This is a genomic window from Paenibacillus tuaregi (assembly GCF_900086655.1).
In the GTDB taxonomy this organism is placed as follows: domain Bacteria; phylum Bacillota; class Bacilli; order Paenibacillales; family Paenibacillaceae; genus Fontibacillus; species Fontibacillus tuaregi.
In genome coordinates, this window is record NZ_LT575476.1 from 5,359,178 (window position 1) to 5,383,245 (window position 24,068).

Consider the following 24,068-nt stretch of genomic DNA (forward strand, 5'->3'; position numbering starts at 1 on the left):
TCATTTTGGTTGGATGATAACTAGCTTGTTTTATTCGGTACTTTCTCCAGGGACGACAGACGATCAAGTATCTCGCGATTAACATGCATCCCGCTGCGTTCCATCGCCAGAACGACCGAACCTACAACCGGCTCACGGCTTAATATCCTTAAGGTGCTATTGGGAGCCGACTGCTTCACCCTCTGCTCAATGGCGTGCCGGATAATACCTGAGCGGTCTCCCTTGGTCAACAGGCTGCCTGCCAGTACTATGTCAAAAGAGTCCTCTTCCATAGCCAATTGGCGTATAGTCGCCGCCGCGGCCAATCCCAGCTCATCCCCTTGCTTGATCAGCAATCCGGTGGCAACCTGGTCCCCTTCCTCTGCCGCCTGAAACAACAGCTCGGCAATATGAGCGGGCAAGTCTCTAAAATGATCCAGGTAATCCTCCCGCAGCTCTGAAACGTTGGAATAACCCAGCAGTTGAGTTAAGCGCTCTGTCAGCACCGTCTTGCGCTCTCTCCCCTCACCCGCCCGGATAACGCTGCGGAATACCTCCACACTTAAATCATAGCCGCCGCCAAAATCACCGAACAGATAGCCGAACCCCCCGCATTGGTACGTAGCTCCCTTCGAATTCTTGCCTGCACAGTTCACGCCCGAGCCGCAAATCAGCACGACTCCATAGTTCTCCTCAGTACCTGAACGCAACGCATTCCAGGTATCACAGGAAATCTCCGTCCGGGGAAGACCGAGACGGCTGATGATGGGCCGCAAAATCCGGAAATCGGTCTCCCTGTCTGCTCCTGCCATGCCAAACCAGGAGTACTCCAGTTGATCCTTGGTCAGTCCTGAAGCCGTAAGCGCTTCCGATACTGCCAGCCGCAAGTTGTCCTCCGCCTGCTGACGATTCTTCTGGTGGTTTCCGTTCCCTCCCCGGCCTGCACCGATGACCTGGCCCTGTTCATTGGCAATTATGGCATAGGTTTTACTGCCCCCTGCATCCACTCCCAAGTAATACTTCAAGATCGTTTCACTCCTAATATTCAGGTTAATCTTACAGCAGCTGATGACTCACGCACGAGAAGCTGAGGAGCGAGCTTCGTCACAACGGGCGGCATCACCTCCCCATGGATCAATTTCATCAGCAGATCAACGCCGATGCTGCCCATTTGCGCCTCAGGCTGCCTGACCGTCGTCAACCGCGGGTAGAATTCACCTGCGAACTGCTGATCATCAAATCCTACAACCGAGATATCATGGGGTACCCGAATTCCTTCTTCGCGCAGCGCCTGGACAAGACCAAGGGCAATAAAGTCATCTCCGCAAAAAAAGGCTGTCGGAAGCCTATCTTCCCGAATCCATCTCTTGGCTACTTCATAGCCGCCGCTTACCGTAAACCCGCAGGAATCTGTGCCGAAAGGCGTTAACCCTGCTTCCTCCAGCGCATGGCCATAGCCCCGCTTGCGCTCCGCAACACTGAGGAATACCGAAGGGCCGCCGATATAGGCAATCTGGGTGTGTCCAAGATCAATCAAGTGCTTTGTCGCTTCATAGCCACCCTGATAATTATCAACCACGACACTGGGAACATCCTCATGCTGGAACTGGTTATCCAGCAGCACAAACGGTATGTTTTTTCTCTTCAGTTCCTCTACATCTTCCATCTCTTCAAGCGGGGACAGCAGGATAATCCCGTCCACACGGTCCTTCTGGAACAGGAAGTTATCGCCTTCGTCCTCATTCTCAGCGATGGATAAGGCCAAAAAATAACCTTGCTCCGTCAGCTTTCGGTTCACCACGCGAATCACGCGGTCATAGAAAGAGTCGTTAAAGTTGTTAATCGACATCCCGATGACTCCCGTCTTGCCGCGCACTAGACTCCGAGCCGCGGAATTGGGCTGATAATTCAATTCCTCCATCGCTTTAAGCACTTTCTGTCTATTGGACTCACGCACAGACTGTGAATTGTTAAGCACTCTGGATACGGTCACTACCGAGAGCCCCGACTTTTTGGCTACATCATGAATGTTCATTAAATTTCTATGCCTCCATCATCTAAAAGTTTAAACCTTTAAACTTTTAGGATAAATAAAAACCTTACCTGTTATATTATATCTACGAATTGACTAAAAATTGGACAGTATATGCCATTTTTCTCCTATTCATGACACTATAACATCCATGAAAGTTTAAAGGTTTATACTTTGGTATAATATTACTACCGTTCCTGTTATCCGTCAATCCAAAAGTTTCCACCAAAAACCAACTATATAGCGGAGGCCTAGATTACAATGAGCCTACAAAATATCAGTAAATAAAGAAGAAGCCGCTCCACACAATGGAGCGGCTTTCTATATCCTGTATATCTTGCCCCAACGGTCAATTGAACTCTGCTATTATACGAAGCAATATATTTTTGCTATCTTCGTCCTTGGCTCGAGATTGCCTGCCAATTTGTTTGTAAACCTCCTTTTCCTCCAAAAGCTGTCTCGGATGCAACACATGAGCCGATAAACCGTTTAACATATAGCTTTGTGGCAACAACGAATCGTCTCGCCATACCCACTCTGGTAAGCCATTCATAATTATGCTTCCATCATTGGCATTGGTTATGTAGCCAAATGTAATGTCTACGTCATCCTTACGAAAATCAGACTGCCTCCCGCGAAACTGCTCTTTTACAGGAACCTGTTCATAACCAGCTTCGGCAAGAGCGCATTCTAACTGCTCTCTGTTTTGTATCCATGTTACCAAGTCTATATCGTCATGTGGACGGGTGACCTTCCCGAGTAAAAAATCGATAGCCCATCCACCACGCAACCAGAACTTGCAATCAATTGTTGTGCAAATTGTATTGATTTCATTTAGTACCTTTAGTTGTGACTCTGTTTGATCTCCGAATATTGGCTCTATCATGTCAAACCCCTTTTACAAATGAAGTTCCTACCTGTTTGCATTAATAGTACCATATACTGGAATCGCCCTGCTATATTGTCTCGGGTCAAAATCTCCATCTATTGAATGAAGAAAAATCAGCATTTTCCTCTACATTACGAAAAGCCCACTGTACCCATAGCATGAGAATAGCCCTTAGATTAACGGGCTGCTCTCATCTACAATCCTTAGCCGTTCCTATTCCTCATCTTCGCCTTCGCACACAACTTCAGTAAACAGATTTAACGGAAAGAGAGTAGGAACCCGCCGTCCCGGAATCTTAATAAACTCGACAAAATTTCTTCCAACACGGATTAGCCTCCCATGAAGCTCACCTATATCTTCTGCAGTGGCCACCAAATCAAATGGCAGCGTCTTTTTAACACGCTCATTAAGGACAATAAAGAAGGAGGTTTGAAAATCAACTACAGTTGATCCTACTGTAAAAGAGGTCGAGGTCACTTTGGAGAGCTTCCCCGTCGTTCTCGTTAGCTTCGGAAAGCCGGGTTGGAACACCGTTACGATCCGGCCTACAACGGGCTGCAGGCGCTGAACCAAAGTGATGTTCTGAGGAGCAGGACAACCTTGAATATCTATATCGCTCAAAGAAACTCCCCCTGTAAGGTAATGTTGACTCCTATTTTATTCTGATCCCGGGATAATGTTCGGGCACCATAACTGTGAAATCATTGAAGCCTAACCCTATGACTCTCACCGATTTGCGGTTCCCCGACTGCCTTCGAAATGCCCTGCCCCATGATTTGGTTTGATCATAAAGGGTTGCACTAGTGTCAAAGTCCATATGCAAAAACGGCTCCAGAGCATTTTTCATGCTTCGGAGCCGCTTTAAGTCTATCGATTTCTATTTCCTGATTGTTATGCGGTCTGCCTATCCAGTAATACGCTTATACCTAACCTCAAATTGGTTCTCCCTACGGGACTTCACCCTTTTCAAAATTGTTCAAGCACGATCTTTCCCACAGTCCGGCCGGTCTCCAGAAGAGCATGCGCCTTGCGGAGGTTCTCGGCGTTAATAGGCGCAAGCTTCTGTGCCACAGTCGTCCGGATGATCCCTTGATCCACGAGCCGGGCGATCTCATTCAGCAGGTTATGCTGCTCTATCATATCCGCCGTCTGATAACTCGAGCGGGTGAACATGAATTCCCAGACAAAGGTTGCGCTCTTGTTCATGAGCAGCGTCAAATCCAGTGATTCCTTTGTCTCTACAATGGAGCAGATTTTGCCCTGCGGCGCGATGGCCTCAGCCATGCCCTTCCAGTGCTGCTCGGTATGGTTCAGGCATAATATGTAATCGACCTGACCTAATCCATTCGCCTGGAGCTGCGGCATGAACGGGTCGTAATGGTTAATCACGTAATCCGCCCCCTGCTCCTTGACCCAAGCTGTAGAATCCGGACGGGAAGCCGTGCCAATTACCGTTAACCCAGCATGCCGGGCAAGCTGCACCGCGATCGATCCTACCCCGCCAGCGGCTCCGATAATTAGAATGGTTTTGCCGCTATTCACAGACTTGTCGGGTGATACGCCAAGCCGATCATACAGCCCTTCCCATGCCGTGATTGCGGTCAAGGGCAGCGCCGCCGCCTCAGCAAAATCCACGCTGGCCGGCTTCATGCCAACGATACGCTCATCGACAAGGTGAAATTCGCTGTTGCCTCCCTGGCGTACAATGCTGCCAGCATAGAAGACCTCATCCCCTGGCTGAAACAGTGTGGAGTCCGGTCCAACCTGCTCCACTACCCCAGCTACGTCCCAGCCCAGCACTTTCAGTTCACTTTCGGTACGGGCTTTAGGGGCTCTCACTTTGGTATCCACCGGGTTGACCGAGACAGCCTTCACTTTAACCAGCAGATCCCTGCCTGTTGGCACCGGCTTCTCGATTTCCGCATCTATGAGACTATTGGGGTCCTCAATGGGCAGGTATTGGAACAGGCCTACAGCTTTCATCTTTTCTTGAGTCATCGTTAATCTCTCCTTGAAATTATAATTTTCATAGATTATTCGTGTAATGTGATTGCTTGGATTCCGTTTTACCAAGGAAGCTGGCTATCCATGTAGTAGAAGCCGCCCGTCGGGCCATCTTCAGGCAGCGTAGCCAGACGGACTGCCGTCTTCGCTCCATCCTCCGGTGACAACTCGGCCTTTTCTCCGCCCATTTGAGTTTTAACCAGGCCAGGGTGTACCGAGTTCACCTTCAGATTCGTTCCTTTCGTCTGCTGTGCCCAATAAGCTGTAAGCATATTAAGGGCTGCCTTGGATGCGGAATACGCAGGGGTGGCAATACGCTGTGCCAGCTCATTCGACAGCATATATTGGATCGATCCCAAGGCACTGCTCTGATTCACGATCCGCCCAGCTTCGCTCTTCAAGAGATGAGGCAGCAGCGCTTCCGTGATGTAGTAAGGGGCGAACGTGTTGACCTCAAATGTATCCCGGAATGCGTCCCCTTCGTATCCACTCGCTTCAGCCCATATTCCTGCATTGTTAACCAGAATATCCAGCCGTCCATAGGTGTCACCAATCCATCCAGTCAATGCAGCGATATGCTTCGAATTCGTTACCTCCAGCTCGACGCCAACCGCATCAAGGCCTTTGCCCCGCAGCTCGGACGCCACTTCATCAGCTGTCGCCTGGGTACGTGCCGCAACCAATACCGTGATGCCCTGTTCCCCCAATTGTTTGGCAATTTCATACCCGATTCCTTTGTTCGCTCCCGTCACCAAAGCCACTTTTTTGTTTGTCATGTTCATTTCCTCCTCAAGAGTATAGGTTTGTTATTTATTTATCGTGATCAGGTCAGCCGTCTGTACATGGCTTATAGTTCTCAGATGCTGAACATATGCAGCCCGGGCTTCGGTTATCTGTTCATCCGTGATTTGGTTTGCGTTATGGACGGCAAAAGGAGGCAAATAATGCGCACTTACGTAGTTGGCGAGCGCCTCCATCGGTTTGGCGATCTCCCGGACTGTGAACAGATTGTATCCCCCGGGCTGATACGAAGCGGCTGTACCCGCCGTTGAGATCGCAATGCCAATCTCCTTGCCCTTCAGATGCTCCCCACCTGGACCAAAAGCATAACCATAGGTCAGCACTTCATCGAACCATTTCTTAAGGAGCGGAGGCGTGCTGTACCAGTAAAGCGGATATTGGAAAATAATCCGGTCATGGCTATCCAGCAGCGCTTGCTCATGAGGAACGTCCAGTGGGCGATCTCCGTAAAATTCATACAGCGCGTGCACCGTCGTATCCGGCTGCTCTTTCACGACTTGAGCCAACGCCCGGTTCACCCGGGAACTCTGCAAATCTGGGTGAGCAACAATAATCAGTGTCTTCATGTCTTTGGCTCCTTCAAATTCCATTAATGAGAACGATCGTTCTAAATAACTCAAAAAAATTTGTCTGGTTACTTTACTTCTCTAAAATTCGCATGGTCAGCGCGGAAATCCGCTCAAGCTTTTCCTTCGGCACCGACGTCCGGGCCATCACTCTCAGCCCCGTTAAGGCATTATGCAGATACTCGGCCAGCTCCTGTGCTTCGTATCGTTCGTTAAACTCACCGTTTTGCTGTCCCCAGGATACAATCTTCACCAGCAGCTGCTCTACCTTCTCGAAGGCATTCACGGCTCTGGCATCTATGTCTTTATCCCGGCATGCCAATTCAACTGCCGAATTTACAAACATGCATCCGGATGGCCCGCCTTCCTCACCATGGCTCATATAATCGAAAACGAACTGCAGGGCTTCCTTAGCCGTCTTCGACTGCTTGACTCCCGCCGCAAGTTTGGCATCCGTACGGTCCTCGAACCGGTCCATCGCCTTGAGATACAAGGTCCGTTTGTCTGTAAACGTATCATAAAGGCTTCTGCGGTGAATCCCCATATGCTCCACCAGATCGTTCATCGAGGTGCTCTCATAGCCTTGCTCCCAGAAGAGCTTCATGGCCTTATCCAAGACAGCACTTTCTTCAAATTCTTTGCTTCTAGCCATTAGGCAACCCTCCAGTCTATCGTATCCAAGACATCATACCACTTCCGGGAATGACCGGTAAAGAATAGCGTTGAAAGTCCAGCGGTTAGCTCGGTATTAGACCTAATAGATCATTCAGGATCTCCGACATGGATGGATGGGTAAAGATCATATCCCGCAAAGCGGTATATGGCTGCCCTGAGTTCATGAACACGGATACGATGTTCACCACTTCACTGGATTCAACTCCGAACATGGTGAAGCCTAGCAATTGCCCGGTATCTGTATCAACTACCGCTTTCACAAGCCCCTCGGTCTGTTTCAGTTGACGAGCCCGGGTTGAAGCCGTAACGGGCAGTTTAGCAACCTTGATGTTATAACCTTGTTTCTGAGCCTCAGCCTCTGTCAGCCCGACATGGGACAACGGCGGATCGATAAATACCGAGTAAGGAACCTGCTTGCGGTCCAGCGTGGTCCGCTCCCCACTTCCGAACCATTGATCCTTTATGATGCGGAAATCATCAAGAGAGATATACGTAAACTGCGGTCCTCCATTCACGTCGCCAAGTGCCCAGATGTGGGGGATGTTCGTCTGCAGCTTTTCATCAACCTGAATGAATCCACGCTCCGTAAGCCGGATACCCGCTGCTTCGAGATTCAGGCCATCTGTATTGGCCATTCTGCCGGTTGCAACCAGTACCGCATCGGCTTTCAGTTCCTCCGTTCCGTCGGGTGAGGATAGGTGGAGTATGACCTCATCCTGGTCTTTGTCAACAATCTGATCCACACGAGTCTTGAGCCGGATTTGGATTCCCTTTTGCTCAAGCACCTTCTGAACCTCATCGGCAATATCCCGGTCGTCTCTAGGCAGAAACCGTTCGCCTTGTTCCAGAATCGTCACTTCAGTACCAAAACCAGCATAAATGGAAGCAAACTCTAGGCCGATATAACCGCCACCGATAATAGCCAGCCGCTCAGGGAGCTTGGAAAGGTTCAGCATTTCCGCGCTTGTATATACCTTGCTGCTCTGGATGCCTGGTACCGCAGGAATGATCGGCTTGGCGCCCGTATTGATAAGGATCCGGTCCGCTTCCACCAGAACGCTTCCCTCTTGCGTGCTCACCTCTACCACATGTGCGGACTGGAAGGACGCCTTCCCTGTAATAACCGTAACTCCCGGTTGATCGTTCACCTGGTCGAAGTTCTTCGCACGCAGCAGAGCGACCAATTCATCCTTGTCCCGGATGGCCTGGGCATATCTCTCCCCAAGTGCTGTAACATCACTGATTCTCATCTGTGAGACCAGATGGGATTGATGAGCCAACGCCTTCGTTGGGATGCAGCCTACATTGATACAAGTGCCTCCATACATCTCGGCGGATTGTTCCACGACAGCAACGCGAATTCCCTGCTTAGCCAGGTAGGGAGCCAGCGTCTTACCAGCCTTGCCAAATCCGATAATGAGCGCATTCACTTTATGTTTCATCTTGATCACCTCCGGCTGTTATACCTATTCATTGTCATTTTTAAACCTTGGTCACTCTTTTGAGAACGATCATTCTAAATTGGGTAAAGAGGTTTGTTTTTCCTGTGAGATCATCCTAACATATTGAGAACGATCGGTAAAGAATTATTTTTTTTGATCGTCCTCATGTAGAAGTAGAAGGCACTGGTGAGATCGGCTTGAAGATGTAAAAAAAGGTCCAACCCCCTTCTCAGTGAGGTTGAACCCATTGGTTACATTGCCTTTATTTGTGATGCCATCCTCCGTAATCAAGTCTAGATTGACGAGGAACTATATACTAAGAAGCTGTCTTTACTCTCGACTTTGCAAGGTTCTCCTTATTAAACCCCTTCGCAATTAACCAGACTGCCAGACTCATCTCATAAACGCCCACGGGAAGCGCCATCAATCCTTTTACCGTCGAATAGGTTCCGATGACCCCGAACATTTGCAGCAATCCAGCTATAAATACCATAACAGCTGTAGCTATTCCGAATATCGCTAACGGTTTAGGCACATAGCCTGTTCGATAAAGCAAATAACTATACAGACTAGTATTTATGCCCAGCATGAAATTTGGCCCCAACATAGCTGTCCAGCGGTAAATCGTTTGCAGCAACAGCCCTATAGGCTCAAGATTAGTTTTTCCCGTTAGGTTAGCCGTTTCATTATACGAACTAAGTTGTAATAAACCCAATATACTTACGACCCCAATCGCAATAAAAACAGCTTCCATAAATCGAAAACAAAGATACCCTAACGCAATGTGCTCATTCCAATGCCTTACGTAAGGAAACAGCATGACTGCTGTACCAACAGCCGTCACCACAAGCAAGAGGTCATTTAGTACACCGATTAAGACCTTTGTTTCCGATCCATTTGCCACAGCTCCCTGCCAATGTTCTGACAAAACGGGCCCATACAAAACTACCGCTATAATTGACGTCACTGCAGCAAGGATATAAAAAATCCCCAGTATTCTTGCATTCCTTCGGTCTTGCATCATTTTTTTATTCCTCCCAAGACAATAAGTTTTTTGCTGATGACGTATGGTATACTTGGAACAAAATGACCTGTAAACACGTGATACAAGGAGCTATTATGGACCATAACCAAATCATCGAACGTGCCTTGATCCATATCGAGGACCATTTACACCAGCCCTTAACGGTAGAATCCGTTGCCGCTTCCTTCAACATGTCTAAATACTATTTTCACCGGCTGTTTTCTGCTATGATGGGCTGTTCATTAAACCAATACATCCTTTCCAGAAGATTGAATGCATCCTTAACCTTTATCCAAAACAAAAACAGGTCCCTAACCGATATTGCTTATCAGCTCAACTTCGGTACCCAAGCCTCATTCACCAGAGCCTTCAAACGCCAATACGGCGTGGCTCCAAGTTCATTAGTAACAGGAATTACATCTATTTCTCCTACCCCCATACCTGGAGTAGTGAAAAGACCCATTAAAAATATTAATGGGGATATCGTTACGGATTTCACCCTGACTGAATTCAAAGAGACCCGAATCAGCGGGATCGCCTTTGAGGTGAATATTGCCGATGATGATTACAAAGAGCAGATTCGCGCACATTCACAAATGCTGTTGAGTCAAATTGATGAAACCATAAGCGGGCCGGGTTATGTCATTTATTCCAACTGTCAGCCCGGTTCAACCCGGTTTAAGGTTCTGTTCGGAATCCCAAGCAGCCTTGAAATTGATCAACCTTATTATTTCACGGTTGATGTGCCGCAGACTTTTTGTGCCAGGTTCAACTATTATGGTGAACTGCTAGACATTGGTGATGTGTTGAAAAGCGACTATGCCCGATTTTTAAAGATCTCCAGACAGGAAACGGCAGAAACTGATATTGAACTCATACAAGCTTTTGATGACGTCCACCATCTGGATTCGACCTATCATATCTATGCACCGATCAAAAAGCTCCCTGCCGATTCTGACTTGTAAGATCGCGGATTGCCTATCATTCTGTCTGCCCCTTTCTTTTCTGGATTAGATCATTTCTTTTCTGTAAATAAAATAACATAACCGGTTTCACCCGACTTTCCACATCTTGCTGTAATTTAGGAAACAAAAAATGCACCCCTCTCTTGAGGTGCATCCTGGTAATCAGTTATGGATAGAATTCATTAACTCGAAGAAGTACTTGGGTTCATGAGTCTGATAAAGATGGAACCATGCCTGCAAAGTTTCTGGTGCAAATACATCCAGCACCTTCAATACATGCATTGCAAATTCCAACGGAGCTATGCCTGACGCGGTAATTAAATTCCCATCCGTTACCGCAGGCTCCATCTCATAATGCTTTTCTCCAATATAATTAGGGCACACCATCTTCAAATATTCCAGATCGTTGCTTGTATGCCTTCTTAAGTCCAGTAAACCCATCTTTGCAAGTCCCATGGTTGCCCCGCAAATCGCCGCAACAACAGTGCCTTCTTCTAAAGCTTGGGAGGCTTTATTTAATATAGGCTCGTGAATGTCTTCCAGCCAGGTCTCTCCGCCCGGAAGAATTAGAACATCAGTACCTCTCAACACACACTCATCAATAGAAATGCCGGGTAGTATTTTCAACCCGCCCATTGTAGTCACCGGATTTCTATCAACACCTACGGTAACTACCTCTAAAGGCGCTAACCCCTTTCTAAAATACCTTCCCGAGTTGAGTTCTGCGGTTAAATATCCTGTCTCCCAGTCTGCCATAGTATCAAATACATAAAGGTACACTTTCCTTGTATTCATTTGCAAACACTCCTTGTTTAATTGACTGATTTGATCTCCTCTATTGTAAAAAACCTTTACTGACATCTTCAGTCAGTAAAGGCTGGGTGATCTTTTTATATTTTTATCGAAGCATTGTTCATTTGAGCTTCAAGTGATCCGTACCGACCAAGTAAACGAAGCCCATACTATTCATTGCTTATAATCCTGCAATTCTACTACTCCACTCTTAAGCAGCTGATCAATCGTAATACCCGATAACTCGTTCTCCATCGTTGTTTGGACTTTAGTGTGTACCTTATCCAGCAGATACGGCATTTTACTTCCTACCGGACAAGCCGGGTTTGTATCTTGATGAACCATAAAAATTTGCTGACTATCTTCGTCGGTAGCACGATACACATCCAGTAGTGTAATTTGCTTTGCCTCTCTGGCAAGGCTTATCGCTGCATTTGCTCCAAGCGTAGAGATAATGAGACCCGCTTTAGTAAGTTTTCTCATGATTCTTCTAATAACCGCAGAATTAGCGTTCACACTCAAAGCAAGTAATTCGGACGTAGTACGGCCCTCTTTATTAAATTCAAGAAAGCATAATATATGAACGGCTACAGAGAACTGTTGGCTTCGGTTTGCCATTTTGCAAGGTCCTTCTTTCTTTATAGAGCTTATTTGTAGTGTATTGATTTTCGTTAAGCAAATCAAATTGAAAATAAGTAGTTGCGAAATCGACTTGACTTTCTTAACTGCACATATTACTTTAAATAGTAACAGTTGCTGATACTATTACTATTTTGAGGAGTGAATTACATGCACTATCGTGTTAATGGGGTTGAAAATAGAATGATCAAATTAACTGCTTTATTTTTCCTCATCATGTTTGTTATCGGTACGGATACGTTTTTGATTTCTCCGCTCATCCCCACTCTTCAGAACTTGTTTCATATCCCGACCGAATATTCCGGTTGGATGGTGGGGGCTTATGCTTTAGGTTATGCCATTTTTGCACTGATTGCTGGACCGCTTTCCGATGGATGGGATCGAAAAAAAGTAATGCTTTTCGGCATGGTCTGCTTCTCGGTTTCAACCATGTTATGCGGCTTTGCCACAGGTTTTTGGTCGATGTTCTTATTCCGTTTTTTAGCCGGAGTCAGCGCAGCATTTACGGCGCCTCAAGTCTGGGCCTCAATCCCTGCTCTGTTTCCAACGCCAAAAATCGCTAAAGTATCAGGAATCGTCATGGCAGGCTTGGCTGCATCCCAAGCGTTCGGCATCCCTCTTGGTAGTCTGCTAGCCTCAACCCATTGGTATTATCCTTTTTTTACAATCGGTGCATGTGCATTATTGGTAGCGGTATTCATCTTCTATGCTTTGCCTGAAATGAAACCGAATCAAGGCCAAAATACCAAATCTCCGATTTTTAGTAGATACATCCCACTATTGAATAGCCGAATGGCGAGAAGGGCTTTCCTCGCTCATTTTTTATTTCAATGCGGATTCTTTGCTGCCTTTTCTTTTATTGGAAAATGGGTGACGGATCGCTTTCACCTTTCAATTGATCAAGCGGGGTACGTGATGTTTTTTCTTGGTCTGGGGAATATAGTCGGGAGCTTCGGCGGTGCCTATGTGATCAAAACATTAAACCGTTTCAATACGCTGGTTGTGGGCTTTCTTGTCTCTATCGCATGTTTTATTGTTTTGCCTCACTTGCAATCGGTTGCGGCTTTCGAAGGTGTTTACTTTTTCATATTCGTTAACATGGGAATCGCATTTCCGCTGATATTAGGAATGCTGAATTCGTTAAATCCGACCATCCGCGGCACGATCTCCAGCTTGGCCAATTCAATCATGTACACTGCGACAACGCTCGGTTCTTGGATCGCGGGCCTGATTTACGCGACGTTTAACGGCTTTTCCGCCGTAGGTATATTTGCGGCTATATGTTTTGCCGGTTCGTTGTTATCTTTTATAATCAGCGGTATTCTGACCAGTCACACGAAGACAAAGAAGGAGCTTGCATCATAAAATGCAATTCAACGACTAACTTAAAGGGGATCGTCCGAAAAGACGGTCCCCTATTCGGTTTAAGAGTCCGACTTTTGTTCGAAAGACTCCGAGGACGATCGCCCGTTCCCATCTCAGCAAGCGTTCATCTCTTAAGCAGCTTCGGCTATACCGTGGACCAACGGGTTCTGCCCATTTATCCCTCCCGGCAGATCGCCAAAGTCGTAGCAACTTTGTTTATATTTTCTACAACTCCTTCTCCTGCTCCATGATCACCTGCTCGGTCCCTAACAGAATCAGCTTCAAGCCGAACTCAAACGCTCTGTCGGTCCCCATCAGCTCAAACAGTCCACTCTTGAACATCCTCCGGAACAAACCCGCTTCCGCATCGCTCATAGAGTCCAGAAGGCGGACCATCTCCTCACTCGGAAGCTCGATCTGCTCCTTAAGAATAACGGAGACATTGCGCTGATGCTGATAATCGTCAAGAACAAAGTAGTAAACATAGTTCACAAGGGTGACAACTACTTGCATTTTCTGTTCATGGTCAAGGGGTGTTGATTCTACGCAGAGCAGCATACGGTTGGTAAACCGGATGATATCCGGCTCATGGGGCAGCGTCATCATCATAAGCTGCGTAGAGCAGGGATACCGGCGAAGGACATTTCGCACCGTAATGGCCAGCTCTGTCAGCTGCTCCTTCCAGTCCCCATCAGAATCGAACTCCTCCAGGATGATCTTCGATACGTGGTTGGCAAGACGCTGATAGAGGTCCTGCTTGCTCTTAAAGTACCAGTACAAAGAGGGAGCCTGAATCCCCAGCCGATCAGCCAGCCGCCTCATGCTGAATTTTTCAATCCCCTCCTCTCCAAGAAGCTCCCACGACGCCTCCAGAATCTTATCCTCCGAAATCTGAGGCTGCTGTTTTTTCATCATTATCCGTCCTTTTATCTAATAGTGTAAGTTTGTGCTTTACAAGTTTATAAGTCCATGATATCATCTAACACTGTAAGGTTCAAACTAACACCGTTAGACGGGCCGAAATTAAAACAGAAAGTGGTGACCCCTATGGATGCAGAAAACCTCCATTACTTTGAGAAAGCACCCATCGCCAAAGCTGTAGCTCACTTTGCCGTACCTATGATGTTAGGCACGTCAATGAGTGTCATTTATTCCATCCTGAATGCCTATTTCCTAGGCACCCTCCATAATACAGCCATGTTAACCGCACTCGCGCTAACCCTGCCGTTATTCGCGGTCATTATGGCGCTGGGCAACCTGATTGGTATCGGCGGCGGTACCTTCATTTCCCGGTTGTTAGGAGAGAAGAAATATGATGATGTCAAGCACGTATCTTCATTCGCCTTTTACAGCAGCTTAGTTCTCGGTCTTATCGTAATAGCGATCGGCCTCCCGTTGATCGATCCTATAGTTCATGGACTGGGAGCAACGCCTGACTCCTTCGGATTTACGAAGGACTATGTCATGGTCATGATTATAGGCTCGCCATTCGTTGTATTATTCTTTACGCTGGAGAACATCGTACGCTCGGAGGGTGCAGCAATGACCTCGATGACCGGCATGATTCTCAGTGTTGTCGTGAATATTATTCTCGATGCGATAGTCATCTTCGTGTTCCATTGGGGCGTAATCGGCGTTGCCTCTGCTACGGTCATTTCAAACCTGGCTGCGAGTGCATTCTACGCCTTCCATATGGGATACAAGAGCCAATTCTTAACGGTCTCCGCAAAATGGTTCAAGGCTACCAAGGACATCCTGGGCAATGTAATCAAAATTGGAGTCCCCGTCTTTATTATGAGTATCTTCTTGGGTGCAATGTCGCTTATCTTTAACCATTATCTTGTTGATTATGGGGATCAGGCCGTGGCGGCCTACGGAATTTCAACACGTTTATTGCAATTTCCTGAGTTTATTCTGATGGGGTTATGCGAGGGGGTCGTGCCGCTCATTGCCTTCTCTTTTACAGCAAATAAATTACGCATGAAGAGCACCATTGGATTTACGATAAAAGTGATTGTGGCGCTAGCTGTCTTGTTCGGCGTGATCGTCTATCTGATTTCCGACCACTTAATTGGTTTGTTTACGAATGACCCGAAATTAATTGAAATGGGCAGCTATATTCTGCATGTGACGTTCTTATCCTTGTTCATTACAGGAATGACCACGCTGTTTACAGGAATCTTCCAAGCCACAGCGCAAGGGACGGCCGCTTTTATTATGTCAGTTATCCAAGGGATTACTCTGATTCCTGTACTCTATATTGCCAATCGTATGAACGGCTTTCACGGGGTGGTCTGGTCACTCGTTATTGCGGATGCTGTCGCGTTCCTTGTTGGTGCGATCATGCTGTATGCTCTTCGGACCAAATTGCAGCCGGATTTGGAAAGTTTAGTACATTAAATAACATATCCATGCAAAAAGCAGGATAAGAACTCTCATTATCCTGCTTGGCTTCCTCAGCACACTTGGATTAGAGTGCTCCCGTAATTAATCCTAACCAAAATTACGAGAGCATTTTTAAAATAAACGGAAAGCTTTCTTTCTTACGCCTTGTCTCCTAACGCAAAATCAACCGCTGCCTCAGCGTGAAGCCGTGTTGTATCATAAACCGGGATACTGCAGTCTTCTTGTGAGATAAGCATGGTGATTTCCGTACATCCGAGAATAACAGCTTCCGCTCCCTTTTGGATAAGACGGTCAATAATATCCAGATATTTTTTCTTTGAATGTTCATCAACAATGCCAAGACAAAGCTCCTGATAAATGATTTCGTGAATGACTGCCCGGTCGGCTTCATCCGGGACAACAACCTCAAGTCCAAACTGACTCTTAAGCCTGCCCTTGTAGAATTCCTGCTCCATAGTAAAAGCAGTCCCAAGCAAGGCGACCTTCTTGATTTGGTCGCTAACAATTTTGGCTGCTGTTGCATCTGCAATATGAAGTAAAGGAATGGATACGGAGTTCGCCACTTCCGGGGCCATCTTGTGCATCGTATTGGTACATATAACTATGACATCAGCTCCGCCTGCTTCAAGCTTCTGTGCCGATTCAATCATAACCTTCGTCGCCTCTGTCCAGTCCCCTTGATCCTGGAAATCCTTGATTTCCTGGAAGTCTACGGAATACAGCAGGCTCTTTGCCGAGTGGTGTCCACCTCTTCTTTCTTTAACCCTCTCATTGATGATTTGGTAATAGAGCATGGATGACTCCCAACTCATTCCGCCTATAAGTCCTATTGTTTTCACTGATTGCTCACACCCCGTCCTTTTTATCTTATTTTGGCATAAATATTTCGTGTTTGTAAAAAGACGGACTTCTCCTTAGAAAGACACCCAATCGGGTGCCTTCGCTGAACTGCTTTTCTAGAATCCTCTTTACTCAGAAAAATATGCAAGCGAGGCAGCCTGGAGCATCGGCTCATAGTGTTATGAAGAGATGATGAGGCGCCCAATTTGGTTGCACTCTTCAGCGAACCAAATTTCGCCGTCTGCAGCAATCGCTATACCGTGAGGCTCTGCGTGTTCCGTGGGGATTGGATACTCTGTAATCATTCCTTGAACCGTAATTCGCCCGATCTTGTTGCCACCCCATTCTGTGAACCAAAGATCCTCATTGTCCCCGGAAATGATAGCGTGAGGCTTGACATTCGGTGTCGGTATTCTAAATTCGGTTACTTCGCCTGAAGTTGTCATTCTTCCGATTTTATTGCCCATAATCTGCACAAACCATAATGCCCCGTCAGGGCCGCTCGTAATACCTACAGGGCCGGAATTCTGTGTTGGAATCGGAAATTCCGTTATATCCCCTTCGGGGGTGATTCTCCCAATCGAATTCCCCTGATTCTGTGTAAACCATAACGCCCCATCTGAGCCGGGAACAATGAATGAAGGGAATGTATTTGAGCTGGGCAGCTCGAACTCGGTCATCTCCCCAGATACGGTTAACCTTCCGATTCTGCCGCTATTCATTTCTGTAAACCAAATTGCACCTTCCTTATCTTCCGTTATGCCGAAAGGGGCTGAATTTGAGATAGGAAGTTCATATTCTGTAAAATAGCCATCCAGCGACATTCTCCCGATTTTATTGGCCTGATACTCCGTGAACCACAAGTCGCCGCCCCGACCCGATATAATCGTCATCACTCCGGCATTCTCTGTCGGTGGAGAGTAAGAAGTTATCTCGCCTGCAGCATTTATCCGCCCGATTCGATTGCCCCGTTGTGCCGTAAACCACATGGCACCGTCTTTTCCCCTCGTTATTCCGTATGGCCCCGAGTCTTGCGTTTTGACTATATATTCATAGATCATCACCGTCATATATATTACCTCCCAGGAGAAAAGTCATTGTTGAATTAAAGATTTGTGATTTAATAATCACGGGGACATGCACGGGTAAGAATAACCCAGGAAGACAAAGCCCTTCTGTTCCAAGATCGGACGTGACATCGGACTTGCCTCTACCATAAGCATCCGGTAGCCGTGACTCCAAGCATGCTGAGCCCGTGCGGCGAGGAGGGCCTTATAGTGTCCCTGACCTCGGAAAAGTTCTAAAGTGGCGCCTCCCCATAAGCTGCAAAACGAGGTTCCCTCATGAAAATACATCCAAGCCGCCGATACCGTCTGCCCCTCATGTTCAGCAACGAATATTGCAAGCTGTTCAGGAGTGGAGGAGAGCTCGTCTTTTAACCGTTCACCCAATTCCTGATGGGATTCTTCCCAGACGGAATCTTCCAGAGCTATAATCCCATCAATCTTACCACTGTCCGTAACCCGGCGGATCGACGACGGAATAGGAAGCTGGAGCAGTTCATGGTCAGGCTGCAGCTCCAGGATCAAGAGAGCCTCCGCTTCCCCTGGATTAAAGCCTTTGGCGATAAGCCGCTCCTTCAAGTCGTGCGGACGATCGAAATCATAAACTTTCCACTCGAATTTCATTCCTTGCTGCCCAAAATAGCGAAGCTGATCCTCAATCGCCTCATCCGCGTTCCGATCGTCTAGCTCGGAATAGATGATACAATTATCAATGCCATCTACAGACAATGATCGGATAATAGGACCCGCAAACTCCTTGCGTACTCCCGGATAATCAGCCTCTATCCGCTGCTCTTTATTGAGGAGCTTAATCAAATCGGCTTTTCTCAAATGGCATACCCCTACCTTTCGCTATTTCATAACAGGTTCAGCTTATTAGCTGCTGGTAGGAAAGGCAAAAGAAATTTCTACTATAACCAAACTGTATGAACAGATGCTGGAGATCGGCTGTGGAAACGGCCATTCCTTGCATATTCGATTTATGTTATAGGGTGGTCCAGAAGGTCCTCCGGTTCACCAAAATATCTGCAGAGGCAAGTTTAAAGGCCTTCCTTCGGAAGGCCCTGTCCCTAAAATACCTCATTCACAACTAAATCTTCTTTTTTACCGCCCGTAACACCGCATAACCATACCCTTCCGGGAAATGCCTCTGATAATCTTGTCCGATCTCCTCATTCCATTCATACCCCATTTCTTTGGGGTCGAATTTCGCTGCAGCTTCTTCCACGGCGCCCATCACAGCCCCATTATCCTTCAGATAATCGAATGGCGGATGGAAAAAGACCAAATACTCCGACTCAGGGATATCCCTGCATTCCATTCCCGCTGGAATGGTTCCATCGTACTCCGATGGAACGAGGATTCCATACAAGTACCCCTTCTGACCATTCTGATAAAACCACCCCGCCGTCTGACCGAGCTGGCCGGGCAGCACGTGGTTCGACATACTCTCCAACGTACCACTAACTTCATCACAATTGTGGCCATGGTTCCAGAAGTCCCCATAGTTTTGCACAGAAATGTCCCAGATCCCGATGAATTTGTGGGCCGGAATGAACTCGACCTTGGTCTCAACCGGCTTCAAGTGTACATTGCTCATCTTTTCGCGCTCCTTGATCCAATAATGATAAGGCGAGAATACCTCCTGACGAATGGCCAGCTTAATAGGTCGGGGCTCTTTCCGGTAGGCTGTAGGAGTAAGATGAAAAGCCTTGCTGAATGCTCGTGTAAACGCCTCTTGCGATGAAAATCCGTACTTTACGGCAATATCCAGAACCCGCTGGTCCGTGTCACGGAGCTCCAGAGCGGCACGGCTGATTCTCCGGGTCCAGACATAGTCGCGTAATGTCATTCCAGTTAATTGGTTGAACTGCCTGGAACAATAATAGGGGGAATACCCTAACTGCTCCGACATTGTTAATAGAGACTTGCTCTCCGTGATGTTAGCTTCCACCCAATCCACCATAAGCTGCACCATTTCGTTCCATTCGTACATGGAAGTGCTCCCTCCTTTCCACTAAATCATATCACCAGCGAATGCGGCATATTTGATTCCAGTTGCATATCCAAAGATAGATGTAACAAAAATCTGGCATAGCATCGATCCCGATACAGATTCCGGCGAATGCTCGACCGAACCGGGTAGATTTGGTGGCAACCGTTGGTGTCAGAGGAGTCACAGGCATTGGGCAAATCCGCTTTAGAGTCTTCCGCGGGAATACAGAAATTTTCAACACCCAGCAAGGGATCGAATCTAAAGGCTCCGAGCAAAATTATACAATTACCTTCCAAGCTGAAGATAGAAATGTAAAAGCAGGTACTCATTCTTACACAGTCACCGCAGAAAACCGTACTGCAAATACAAGAGTAGATGTTGTAGGACCTATATCCTTTAGTGAGCGAATCTACGCTAACACAAACAACCATCGACGACGAAGAGTCAGCAATGGTTGTTTTTTTGTATTGAGAAGCTGCGGATGGCCGTTCTCTAATCTAAGTCGACTTCTTATTCTGGAGCTTCAAATCTCTATTTTTGTCTCCAAAAACTCAAGATACTTGGGGTCGTCTTCCATAAAAATTGCAATCCCGGCACCCATGTACGCCCGGGTCAGCTCATCTGCCGCCTTTTCAAGGTTCTCCTGTTCATAATACATTTGCCCTAGCCGAAGATGGATGTAGGGATTCCCAAGCCCCTTCGGACACTGAACAGCATTAAAAAAACACTTGAATGCCTTATCGTAACTCTTTGTTTTAAAATGGACATCCCCAATCGCCACATATATCCACGTTGCAGCCTCCCATTCACGGTGATCTGCCGGCAATAATCGGAGGGCCGCGATGTAGTTCTTCTTGCCCGCGTCAAGATCGCCTGCCCTCACCAAATCATCACCTTGTTTACACAGCGCGGTAATTTCGGCATGGGTGGAATCTGAAAGTTGCACCGTCATCTCTCCTATCCTATTCTATTGGATTTGAAGCTGCCGCATGGATTCACTCTTTACTATATAAAATGAACTTATGAAGGTTACCCTTTAGGAGCGCTGCGATGCCGAGTGTTCTTACGACCCCTGTTGTCTCCGAAATGCTTGAACTAGATCTCCAAGTAGGGGCATTTCGGAGACAAAGGCGGACGCTCCGCTTCTTCAGAATCACACGTCCTCTCCGCTGAGATCGGTTAATTCTAAAGTTCATTTTATATAGCTGCGAATTACCGTTGCTCTAAGGCAACATTCTGGGTGGCTTTGTTGGAACAGGTGGCTTCCAGGCTAGCAGGATTCCGGCTTCTCCGCACCATCTGCTTACGCCTTCAAGATCATCCCTTCCAATCTCCCACAGCCACAAGTCATGGCTGATTTTCCTTAGAGAGCCGCGGCCCCCCTCTTTAACAATCCACTCTCCAAGCGTCATGCCTTGAATTTTCATATGAAGATGGTTCCCGTTGATCAAATTGCAGGGATAGACCATTCTCAGCATGTCTCCCCTGTAACGAGCCTTCCCTTTAAATCTCCCAGGAGTTTCTTCTTTGAAAATCCTAGGATTCTCGTAGGGAAATAATTTGACCAGATTCTCACCCTGAGCATAATAAAAGGCATCGGACACTTTTGGGGCAGCATAAACAATTCCATACGGACAGCTGATTTTCTTCGATACATCCTCCACAAAACCGATGAAATTTGTATATATGTCATCCATAGGCACAGCACACTGGGCATCGATATGATGAAAGCTGCCAAACTCATCGTTCATATACCCAAAGGATGCAAACCATGGGGAATGGCCAATCTGTTCATTATATAATCGAAACGCCGTAACCTCTTTAGAGATTATTTTACGCTTGAGTTCTGAAAGCGAGGTCTCTATCAAATCAACATAACGTTCGTCTTCATCCTTGTTGTATGTATAATAACAGGCAGCTGTAACCTTTGCACCGATGGCCTCAAAGAAGGACTCCCCAGCAATGCAAGCCTCCATCGGGGTAACTTCATTTGTGTCATACATGGCCAAGCCCGTACCCATATCTCTCACCTCTATGCCATAGATAAAGAGCCACGCGCCTTCCAGTCGGGCAGCATGCACGAGGCAGCGACCACCATGTGGCGCTTCTGACCATGCCCAGGCGGATTCCGCCCGAAGGCCTGGACATGATCTTTTTGAAGCAACCCTAACACACGGAGGGAAATGCTGTCAATTGAAATAACCGAGCTGAATTACATAGGAAACAACTAACAAATCTAATCGAACTTTTTCATAGATTCGAATAATCGTCTTAAATGATTCAATAAGTCGCTTTGTTCCTCCTCAGACCAATCAGCCATAGCTTCACGCATAATACGCTCACGGGTGAGGTTAATCTTGGCGTTGATTTCCTGCCCGTATTTCGTCAATTCTGATACACGAATGCGGGAGTCTGAGCTTGATGGATAAGTATGAACCAACCCCGCGGTCTCTAACTTATCAATCTGCCGACTGACGCTCGAATAGTTCTTCCCCATCATGTCAGCCAAATCACCGACACTTGTCGGTCCTAGATGACCGATGCCAACGAAGACGCGAAAAGCTGCAGCCTCCAAATTTACGCCAGCATGTGCAACCATTTTCTTATCGCGATCTGGCCGGTTGATAAGGGAGTATATATCAATAAGTGCTCTAAAAATCTCATTTTCCATCATTCTTTATTTCACCTTTACAACTGGACGGGGCGACAGCGGGGCATTCCAGGCCTCTTCAATCTCTTCAAGAACAAACTCAGCTGTATTAATGGTTAACTTCCCCTCGGCAGCCATTTCAAAAACACCTCTAACCGCAGTTAGCATGTCAGCTTTAGAGACACTATCTCCCCCGCTGCCTATGAGCTCAATTGTGGATGAGCGTAATACAGATGAAGGCAAATGAATATTTTCTTGGCCGGATGAGGTTCCAATGCTTACAAAGCGGGCAACACGATTCGTATGGGTCTTAGCAAGAGCTGACATGATGGCAAGTGCGCTGTCGCCCCAGAGGTAATCCAAGATCACATCAACACCTTCAGCAATAACTGGCAATAGGTTGTCTTCAAACCTTTTTTGTCCGCTGTCGGCTGTCATATCAAATGCAATGGCTTCATCGGCTTCAAGTGCCTGCAGCTTCGATTCATTGCGTCCCGTTACAATGACCTTCTTGGCCCCTAGGCCCTTAGCAATCCGAACGGCTAAACTACCGGATACACCCGTAGCGCCATTGATCAATACTGTTTGACCGGATTTAAAGCCAGCCCGGTACACCAATGCAGCCCATGAGGACATACCGGGGTTGGCGATAGCGGCAGCAGTGACATCATCAAGGCCATCTGGTAAACGGACAGTCAGCTTTCTGTTAACTAGGGTTTGCTCAGCCAAGCTGCCATAAGGTGCAGCAGACAGCGCAAAGTAAACACGCGAACCATCTTCCATCGTTCCAACACCATCCATACCGGCTACAATTGGAAAGTTGAATTCAGATGAGTAGTGCATACCCATGGAACGGAACTTGCTGACCCGGCTTAGGCCTGCCGCCGAAACATTAATGACAACTAGCCCATCTGTCGCAACTGGGAAATCCATATGACCGATTACAGGTATGGCCCCTTTTTCCTTTACGATTGCTGCCTTCATTGTTATTGCACCCTTCTTTCATTCCATATTATGTGCATATTGCACATAAATCAGTATACCACTAGTTGTGTGCAAAATGCACATTTATTAATGGAAAATCAAAAATGGATAATACAGTAAATAAATTACCATACTATCCATCTTCATTTTTATCGTTTGAAATGCACCTTATAATTAGCTTTATCCGGGCGTGTGTAACTTCTTGAATATTCAATTACAGTGTCTGCCTCATTATAGCTAGTGTTAGTAAATAACAATAACGGAGCAGAGGAATCAATGTCCAAGAAGCGGGCATCTGATTGATCCAATTGAGTGAGGTCAAGCGTCTGCTGCGAATATGAAATCTCAATGTTATAAAAATCATAAATCTCATATACAGAGAAAATGGTTAGATCAATATCCCCCAATTGAGGAACAACATGGTGTGGTATATAGATTTCCTCCAGCGAGTAGGGTTCATTATCAATATAGTCAACCCGTTTAATGTAAAAGATCTGCTCCCCTGGCTGAATGTTAAAAATCTTGCTGTATTTATGTTCTGCATTTCGCAAGGACTTCGTCAGAATTTGGAAGGAAGGATTCGCATTTTTCTTTCTGACCATTTGCGAGAAACCTTCCAGGGTTTCCAAATCGTGCTCTCTTTTCTCTCCTAGGACAAATACGCCTTTCCCTTGTATTCTTTTCAGCAAGCCTTCATTAACAAGAGAGGAAATGCCATTTCGAACGGTCAATCGGTTAATGCCATAGGTTTTCGCCAGTTCATGCTCGGTGGGGATCGCCGTACCCGGAGGAAATTCACCGTCTTCAATTTTCGTTCGGATAATTTCTCTCAGCTGCAAGTACATCGGAGATTGATAATCTATATTAGACAAAGACGTTTCTCACTCACTTTCGAATAAATTTCATGATCACGCGCCCCTGCATTGCTTATACTTCCCTTAATTGCTTATACAAA

The 24,068-nt window shown here is 46.7% G+C and carries 25 protein-coding genes and 1 pseudogene; 4 read left to right on the top strand and 22 right to left on the bottom strand.

The window, feature by feature from the left end; all coding sequences use genetic code 11:
- Positions 1-20 precede the first annotated feature (20 nt).
- The 10 genes from BN6628_RS24105 to BN6628_RS24150 all read right to left on the bottom strand — a co-directional run bounded on the left by BN6628_RS24105 (position 21) and on the right by BN6628_RS24150 (position 9,412).
- Positions 21-1,004 carry an N-acetylglucosamine kinase gene (locus tag BN6628_RS24105; protein WP_068621331.1) on the bottom strand — a complete coding sequence of 328 codons (984 nt, stop codon included), beginning with the start codon at positions 1,002-1,004 and terminating at the stop codon, positions 21-23.
- A 20-nt stretch (positions 1,005-1,024) separates the two neighbouring features.
- On the bottom strand, positions 1,025-2,014 hold the full coding sequence (locus BN6628_RS24110) for a LacI family DNA-binding transcriptional regulator (protein WP_068621333.1): 990 nt from the start codon (positions 2,012-2,014) through the stop codon (positions 1,025-1,027).
- A gap of 346 nt (positions 2,015-2,360) precedes the next feature.
- A complete protein-coding gene (locus tag BN6628_RS24115) occupies positions 2,361-2,897 on the bottom strand; it encodes a nucleotidyltransferase domain-containing protein (protein ID WP_068621335.1) in 537 nt (178 codons plus the stop codon).
- Positions 2,898-3,113: 216 nt separating this feature from the next.
- Positions 3,114-3,521 (bottom strand): hypothetical protein, encoded by a 408-nt coding sequence (locus tag BN6628_RS24120; protein WP_068621337.1) that lies wholly within the window; start codon positions 3,519-3,521, stop codon positions 3,114-3,116.
- Between the two features lie 345 nt (positions 3,522-3,866).
- Entirely contained in the window at positions 3,867-4,898 is a 1,032-nt protein-coding gene (locus BN6628_RS24125; protein WP_068621339.1) for a zinc-binding alcohol dehydrogenase family protein, read from the bottom strand.
- A 68-nt stretch (positions 4,899-4,966) separates the two neighbouring features.
- Positions 4,967-5,680 carry an SDR family oxidoreductase gene (locus BN6628_RS24130; protein ID WP_068621341.1) on the bottom strand — a complete coding sequence of 238 codons (714 nt, stop codon included), beginning with the start codon at positions 5,678-5,680 and terminating at the stop codon, positions 4,967-4,969.
- A 30-nt stretch (positions 5,681-5,710) separates the two neighbouring features.
- The gene (locus BN6628_RS24135) at positions 5,711-6,271 is read right to left on the bottom strand and encodes an NAD(P)H-dependent oxidoreductase (protein ID WP_068621343.1); all 561 of its coding nucleotides are present in this window, start codon (positions 6,269-6,271) and stop codon (positions 5,711-5,713) included.
- A 73-nt stretch (positions 6,272-6,344) separates the two neighbouring features.
- Complete coding sequence (locus BN6628_RS24140) at positions 6,345-6,923, bottom strand: TetR/AcrR family transcriptional regulator (protein ID WP_068621345.1); 579 nt, start codon at positions 6,921-6,923, stop codon at positions 6,345-6,347.
- 85 nt (positions 6,924-7,008) lie between these two features.
- Positions 7,009-8,388: an FAD-dependent oxidoreductase gene (locus BN6628_RS24145; protein WP_068621347.1), complete on the bottom strand. Its 1,380-nt coding sequence runs from the start codon at positions 8,386-8,388 to the stop codon at positions 7,009-7,011.
- A 316-nt stretch (positions 8,389-8,704) separates the two neighbouring features.
- A complete protein-coding gene (locus BN6628_RS24150) occupies positions 8,705-9,412 on the bottom strand; it encodes a DUF4386 domain-containing protein (RefSeq protein ID WP_068621349.1) in 708 nt (235 codons plus the stop codon).
- 95 nt (positions 9,413-9,507) lie between these two features.
- Here BN6628_RS24150 and BN6628_RS24155 point away from each other — a divergent pair, with 95 nt between their 5' ends.
- Positions 9,508-10,377: a helix-turn-helix transcriptional regulator gene (locus BN6628_RS24155; protein ID WP_068621351.1), complete on the top strand. Its 870-nt coding sequence runs from the start codon at positions 9,508-9,510 to the stop codon at positions 10,375-10,377.
- 162 nt (positions 10,378-10,539) lie between these two features.
- On the opposite strand, the gene BN6628_RS24160 is transcribed toward BN6628_RS24155, so the two are convergent.
- Positions 10,540-11,172, bottom strand: a complete 633-nt coding sequence (locus tag BN6628_RS24160) for a type 1 glutamine amidotransferase family protein (protein ID WP_068621353.1) — start codon at positions 11,170-11,172, stop codon at positions 10,540-10,542.
- Positions 11,173-11,343: 171 nt separating this feature from the next.
- A complete protein-coding gene (locus BN6628_RS24165; protein ID WP_068621355.1) occupies positions 11,344-11,787 on the bottom strand; it encodes an Rrf2 family transcriptional regulator in 444 nt (147 codons plus the stop codon).
- Positions 11,788-11,991: 204 nt separating this feature from the next.
- Between BN6628_RS24165 and BN6628_RS24170 the strand changes: the two genes are divergently transcribed.
- Complete coding sequence (locus BN6628_RS24170; protein WP_068622622.1) at positions 11,992-13,173, top strand: MFS transporter; 1,182 nt, start codon at positions 11,992-11,994, stop codon at positions 13,171-13,173.
- 225 nt (positions 13,174-13,398) lie between these two features.
- Here BN6628_RS24170 and BN6628_RS24175 read toward each other — a convergent pair whose 3' ends face one another.
- Positions 13,399-14,085, bottom strand: coding sequence for a TetR/AcrR family transcriptional regulator (locus tag BN6628_RS24175; RefSeq protein WP_068622624.1), 687 nt, complete (start codon positions 14,083-14,085; stop codon positions 13,399-13,401).
- Between the two features lie 135 nt (positions 14,086-14,220).
- Here BN6628_RS24175 and BN6628_RS24180 point away from each other — a divergent pair, with 135 nt between their 5' ends.
- Positions 14,221-15,573 (top strand): MATE family efflux transporter, encoded by a 1,353-nt coding sequence (locus tag BN6628_RS24180; protein ID WP_068621358.1) that lies wholly within the window; start codon positions 14,221-14,223, stop codon positions 15,571-15,573.
- Between the two features lie 143 nt (positions 15,574-15,716).
- On the opposite strand, the gene BN6628_RS24185 is transcribed toward BN6628_RS24180, so the two are convergent.
- The 4 genes from BN6628_RS24185 to BN6628_RS24200 form a co-directional block, all read right to left on the bottom strand.
- A complete protein-coding gene (locus BN6628_RS24185; protein ID WP_068621360.1) occupies positions 15,717-16,418 on the bottom strand; it encodes an aspartate/glutamate racemase family protein in 702 nt (233 codons plus the stop codon).
- Positions 16,419-16,598: 180 nt separating this feature from the next.
- Positions 16,599-17,489 (bottom strand): Vgb family protein, encoded by an 891-nt coding sequence (locus BN6628_RS24190; RefSeq protein ID WP_068621361.1) that lies wholly within the window; start codon positions 17,487-17,489, stop codon positions 16,599-16,601.
- Between the two features lie 57 nt (positions 17,490-17,546).
- Complete coding sequence (locus BN6628_RS24195; protein WP_068621364.1) at positions 17,547-18,314, bottom strand: GNAT family N-acetyltransferase; 768 nt, start codon at positions 18,312-18,314, stop codon at positions 17,547-17,549.
- A 259-nt stretch (positions 18,315-18,573) separates the two neighbouring features.
- Entirely contained in the window at positions 18,574-19,479 is a 906-nt protein-coding gene (locus tag BN6628_RS24200) for a helix-turn-helix domain-containing protein (RefSeq protein WP_068621366.1), read from the bottom strand.
- A gap of 98 nt (positions 19,480-19,577) precedes the next feature.
- On the opposite strand from BN6628_RS24200, the pseudogene BN6628_RS26745 reads away from it, so the two are divergent.
- Positions 19,578-19,880 (top strand): annotated as a pseudogene (locus BN6628_RS26745) (exosporium protein C); the annotation flags it as partial.
- A gap of 122 nt (positions 19,881-20,002) precedes the next feature.
- Here the strand turns inward: BN6628_RS26745 and BN6628_RS24205 are convergent.
- The 5 genes from BN6628_RS24205 to BN6628_RS24225 all read right to left on the bottom strand — a co-directional run bounded on the left by BN6628_RS24205 (position 20,003) and on the right by BN6628_RS24225 (position 23,985).
- Positions 20,003-20,425, bottom strand: coding sequence for a tetratricopeptide repeat protein (locus tag BN6628_RS24205; RefSeq protein WP_068621368.1), 423 nt, complete (start codon positions 20,423-20,425; stop codon positions 20,003-20,005).
- 277 nt (positions 20,426-20,702) lie between these two features.
- Positions 20,703-21,500: a hypothetical protein gene (locus BN6628_RS24210; RefSeq protein WP_068621370.1), complete on the bottom strand. Its 798-nt coding sequence runs from the start codon at positions 21,498-21,500 to the stop codon at positions 20,703-20,705.
- 215 nt (positions 21,501-21,715) lie between these two features.
- Positions 21,716-22,153: a MarR family winged helix-turn-helix transcriptional regulator gene (locus BN6628_RS24215; protein WP_068621372.1), complete on the bottom strand. Its 438-nt coding sequence runs from the start codon at positions 22,151-22,153 to the stop codon at positions 21,716-21,718.
- 3 nt (positions 22,154-22,156) lie between these two features.
- On the bottom strand, positions 22,157-23,113 hold the full coding sequence (locus tag BN6628_RS24220) for a quinone oxidoreductase family protein (protein ID WP_068621374.1): 957 nt from the start codon (positions 23,111-23,113) through the stop codon (positions 22,157-22,159).
- 149 nt (positions 23,114-23,262) lie between these two features.
- Positions 23,263-23,985 carry a GntR family transcriptional regulator gene (locus BN6628_RS24225; protein ID WP_235847697.1) on the bottom strand — a complete coding sequence of 241 codons (723 nt, stop codon included), beginning with the start codon at positions 23,983-23,985 and terminating at the stop codon, positions 23,263-23,265.
- Positions 23,986-24,068: the final 83 nt, after the last annotated feature.

Excerpts from the sequence above, each read along its gene's own strand:
- BN6628_RS24135 (WP_068621343.1), bottom strand. The coding sequence starts at position 6,271 with ATGAAGACACTGATTATTGTTGCTCACCCAGATTTGCAGAGTTCCCGG.
- BN6628_RS24175 (WP_068622624.1), bottom strand. The coding sequence starts at position 14,085 with ATGAAAAAACAGCAGCCTCAGATTTCGGAGGATAAGATTCTGGAGGCG.
- BN6628_RS24140 (WP_068621345.1), bottom strand. The coding sequence starts at position 6,923 with ATGGCTAGAAGCAAAGAATTTGAAGAAAGTGCTGTCTTGGATAAGGCC.
- BN6628_RS24155 (WP_068621351.1), top strand. The coding sequence starts at position 9,508 with ATGGACCATAACCAAATCATCGAACGTGCCTTGATCCATATCGAGGAC.
- BN6628_RS24190 (WP_068621361.1), bottom strand. The coding sequence starts at position 17,489 with ATGACGGTGATGATCTATGAATATATAGTCAAAACGCAAGACTCGGGG.
- BN6628_RS24145 (WP_068621347.1), bottom strand. The coding sequence starts at position 8,388 with ATGAAACATAAAGTGAATGCGCTCATTATCGGATTTGGCAAGGCTGGT.
- BN6628_RS24115 (WP_068621335.1), bottom strand. The coding sequence starts at position 2,897 with ATGATAGAGCCAATATTCGGAGATCAAACAGAGTCACAACTAAAGGTA.
- BN6628_RS24110 (WP_068621333.1), bottom strand. The coding sequence starts at position 2,014 with ATGAACATTCATGATGTAGCCAAAAAGTCGGGGCTCTCGGTAGTGACC.
- BN6628_RS24130 (WP_068621341.1), bottom strand. The coding sequence starts at position 5,680 with ATGACAAACAAAAAAGTGGCTTTGGTGACGGGAGCGAACAAAGGAATC.
- BN6628_RS24180 (WP_068621358.1), top strand. The coding sequence starts at position 14,221 with ATGGATGCAGAAAACCTCCATTACTTTGAGAAAGCACCCATCGCCAAA.
- BN6628_RS24125 (WP_068621339.1), bottom strand. The coding sequence starts at position 4,898 with ATGACTCAAGAAAAGATGAAAGCTGTAGGCCTGTTCCAATACCTGCCC.
- BN6628_RS24170 (WP_068622622.1), top strand. The coding sequence starts at position 11,992 with ATGATCAAATTAACTGCTTTATTTTTCCTCATCATGTTTGTTATCGGT.
- BN6628_RS24160 (WP_068621353.1), bottom strand. The coding sequence starts at position 11,172 with ATGAATACAAGGAAAGTGTACCTTTATGTATTTGATACTATGGCAGAC.
- BN6628_RS24165 (WP_068621355.1), bottom strand. The coding sequence starts at position 11,787 with ATGGCAAACCGAAGCCAACAGTTCTCTGTAGCCGTTCATATATTATGC.
- BN6628_RS24220 (WP_068621374.1), bottom strand. The coding sequence starts at position 23,113 with ATGAAGGCAGCAATCGTAAAGGAAAAAGGGGCCATACCTGTAATCGGT.
- BN6628_RS24210 (WP_068621370.1), bottom strand. The coding sequence starts at position 21,500 with ATGGGTACGGGCTTGGCCATGTATGACACAAATGAAGTTACCCCGATG.
- BN6628_RS24200 (WP_068621366.1), bottom strand. The coding sequence starts at position 19,479 with ATGTACGAATGGAACGAAATGGTGCAGCTTATGGTGGATTGGGTGGAA.
- BN6628_RS24150 (WP_068621349.1), bottom strand. The coding sequence starts at position 9,412 with ATGATGCAAGACCGAAGGAATGCAAGAATACTGGGGATTTTTTATATC.
- BN6628_RS24215 (WP_068621372.1), bottom strand. The coding sequence starts at position 22,153 with ATGATGGAAAATGAGATTTTTAGAGCACTTATTGATATATACTCCCTT.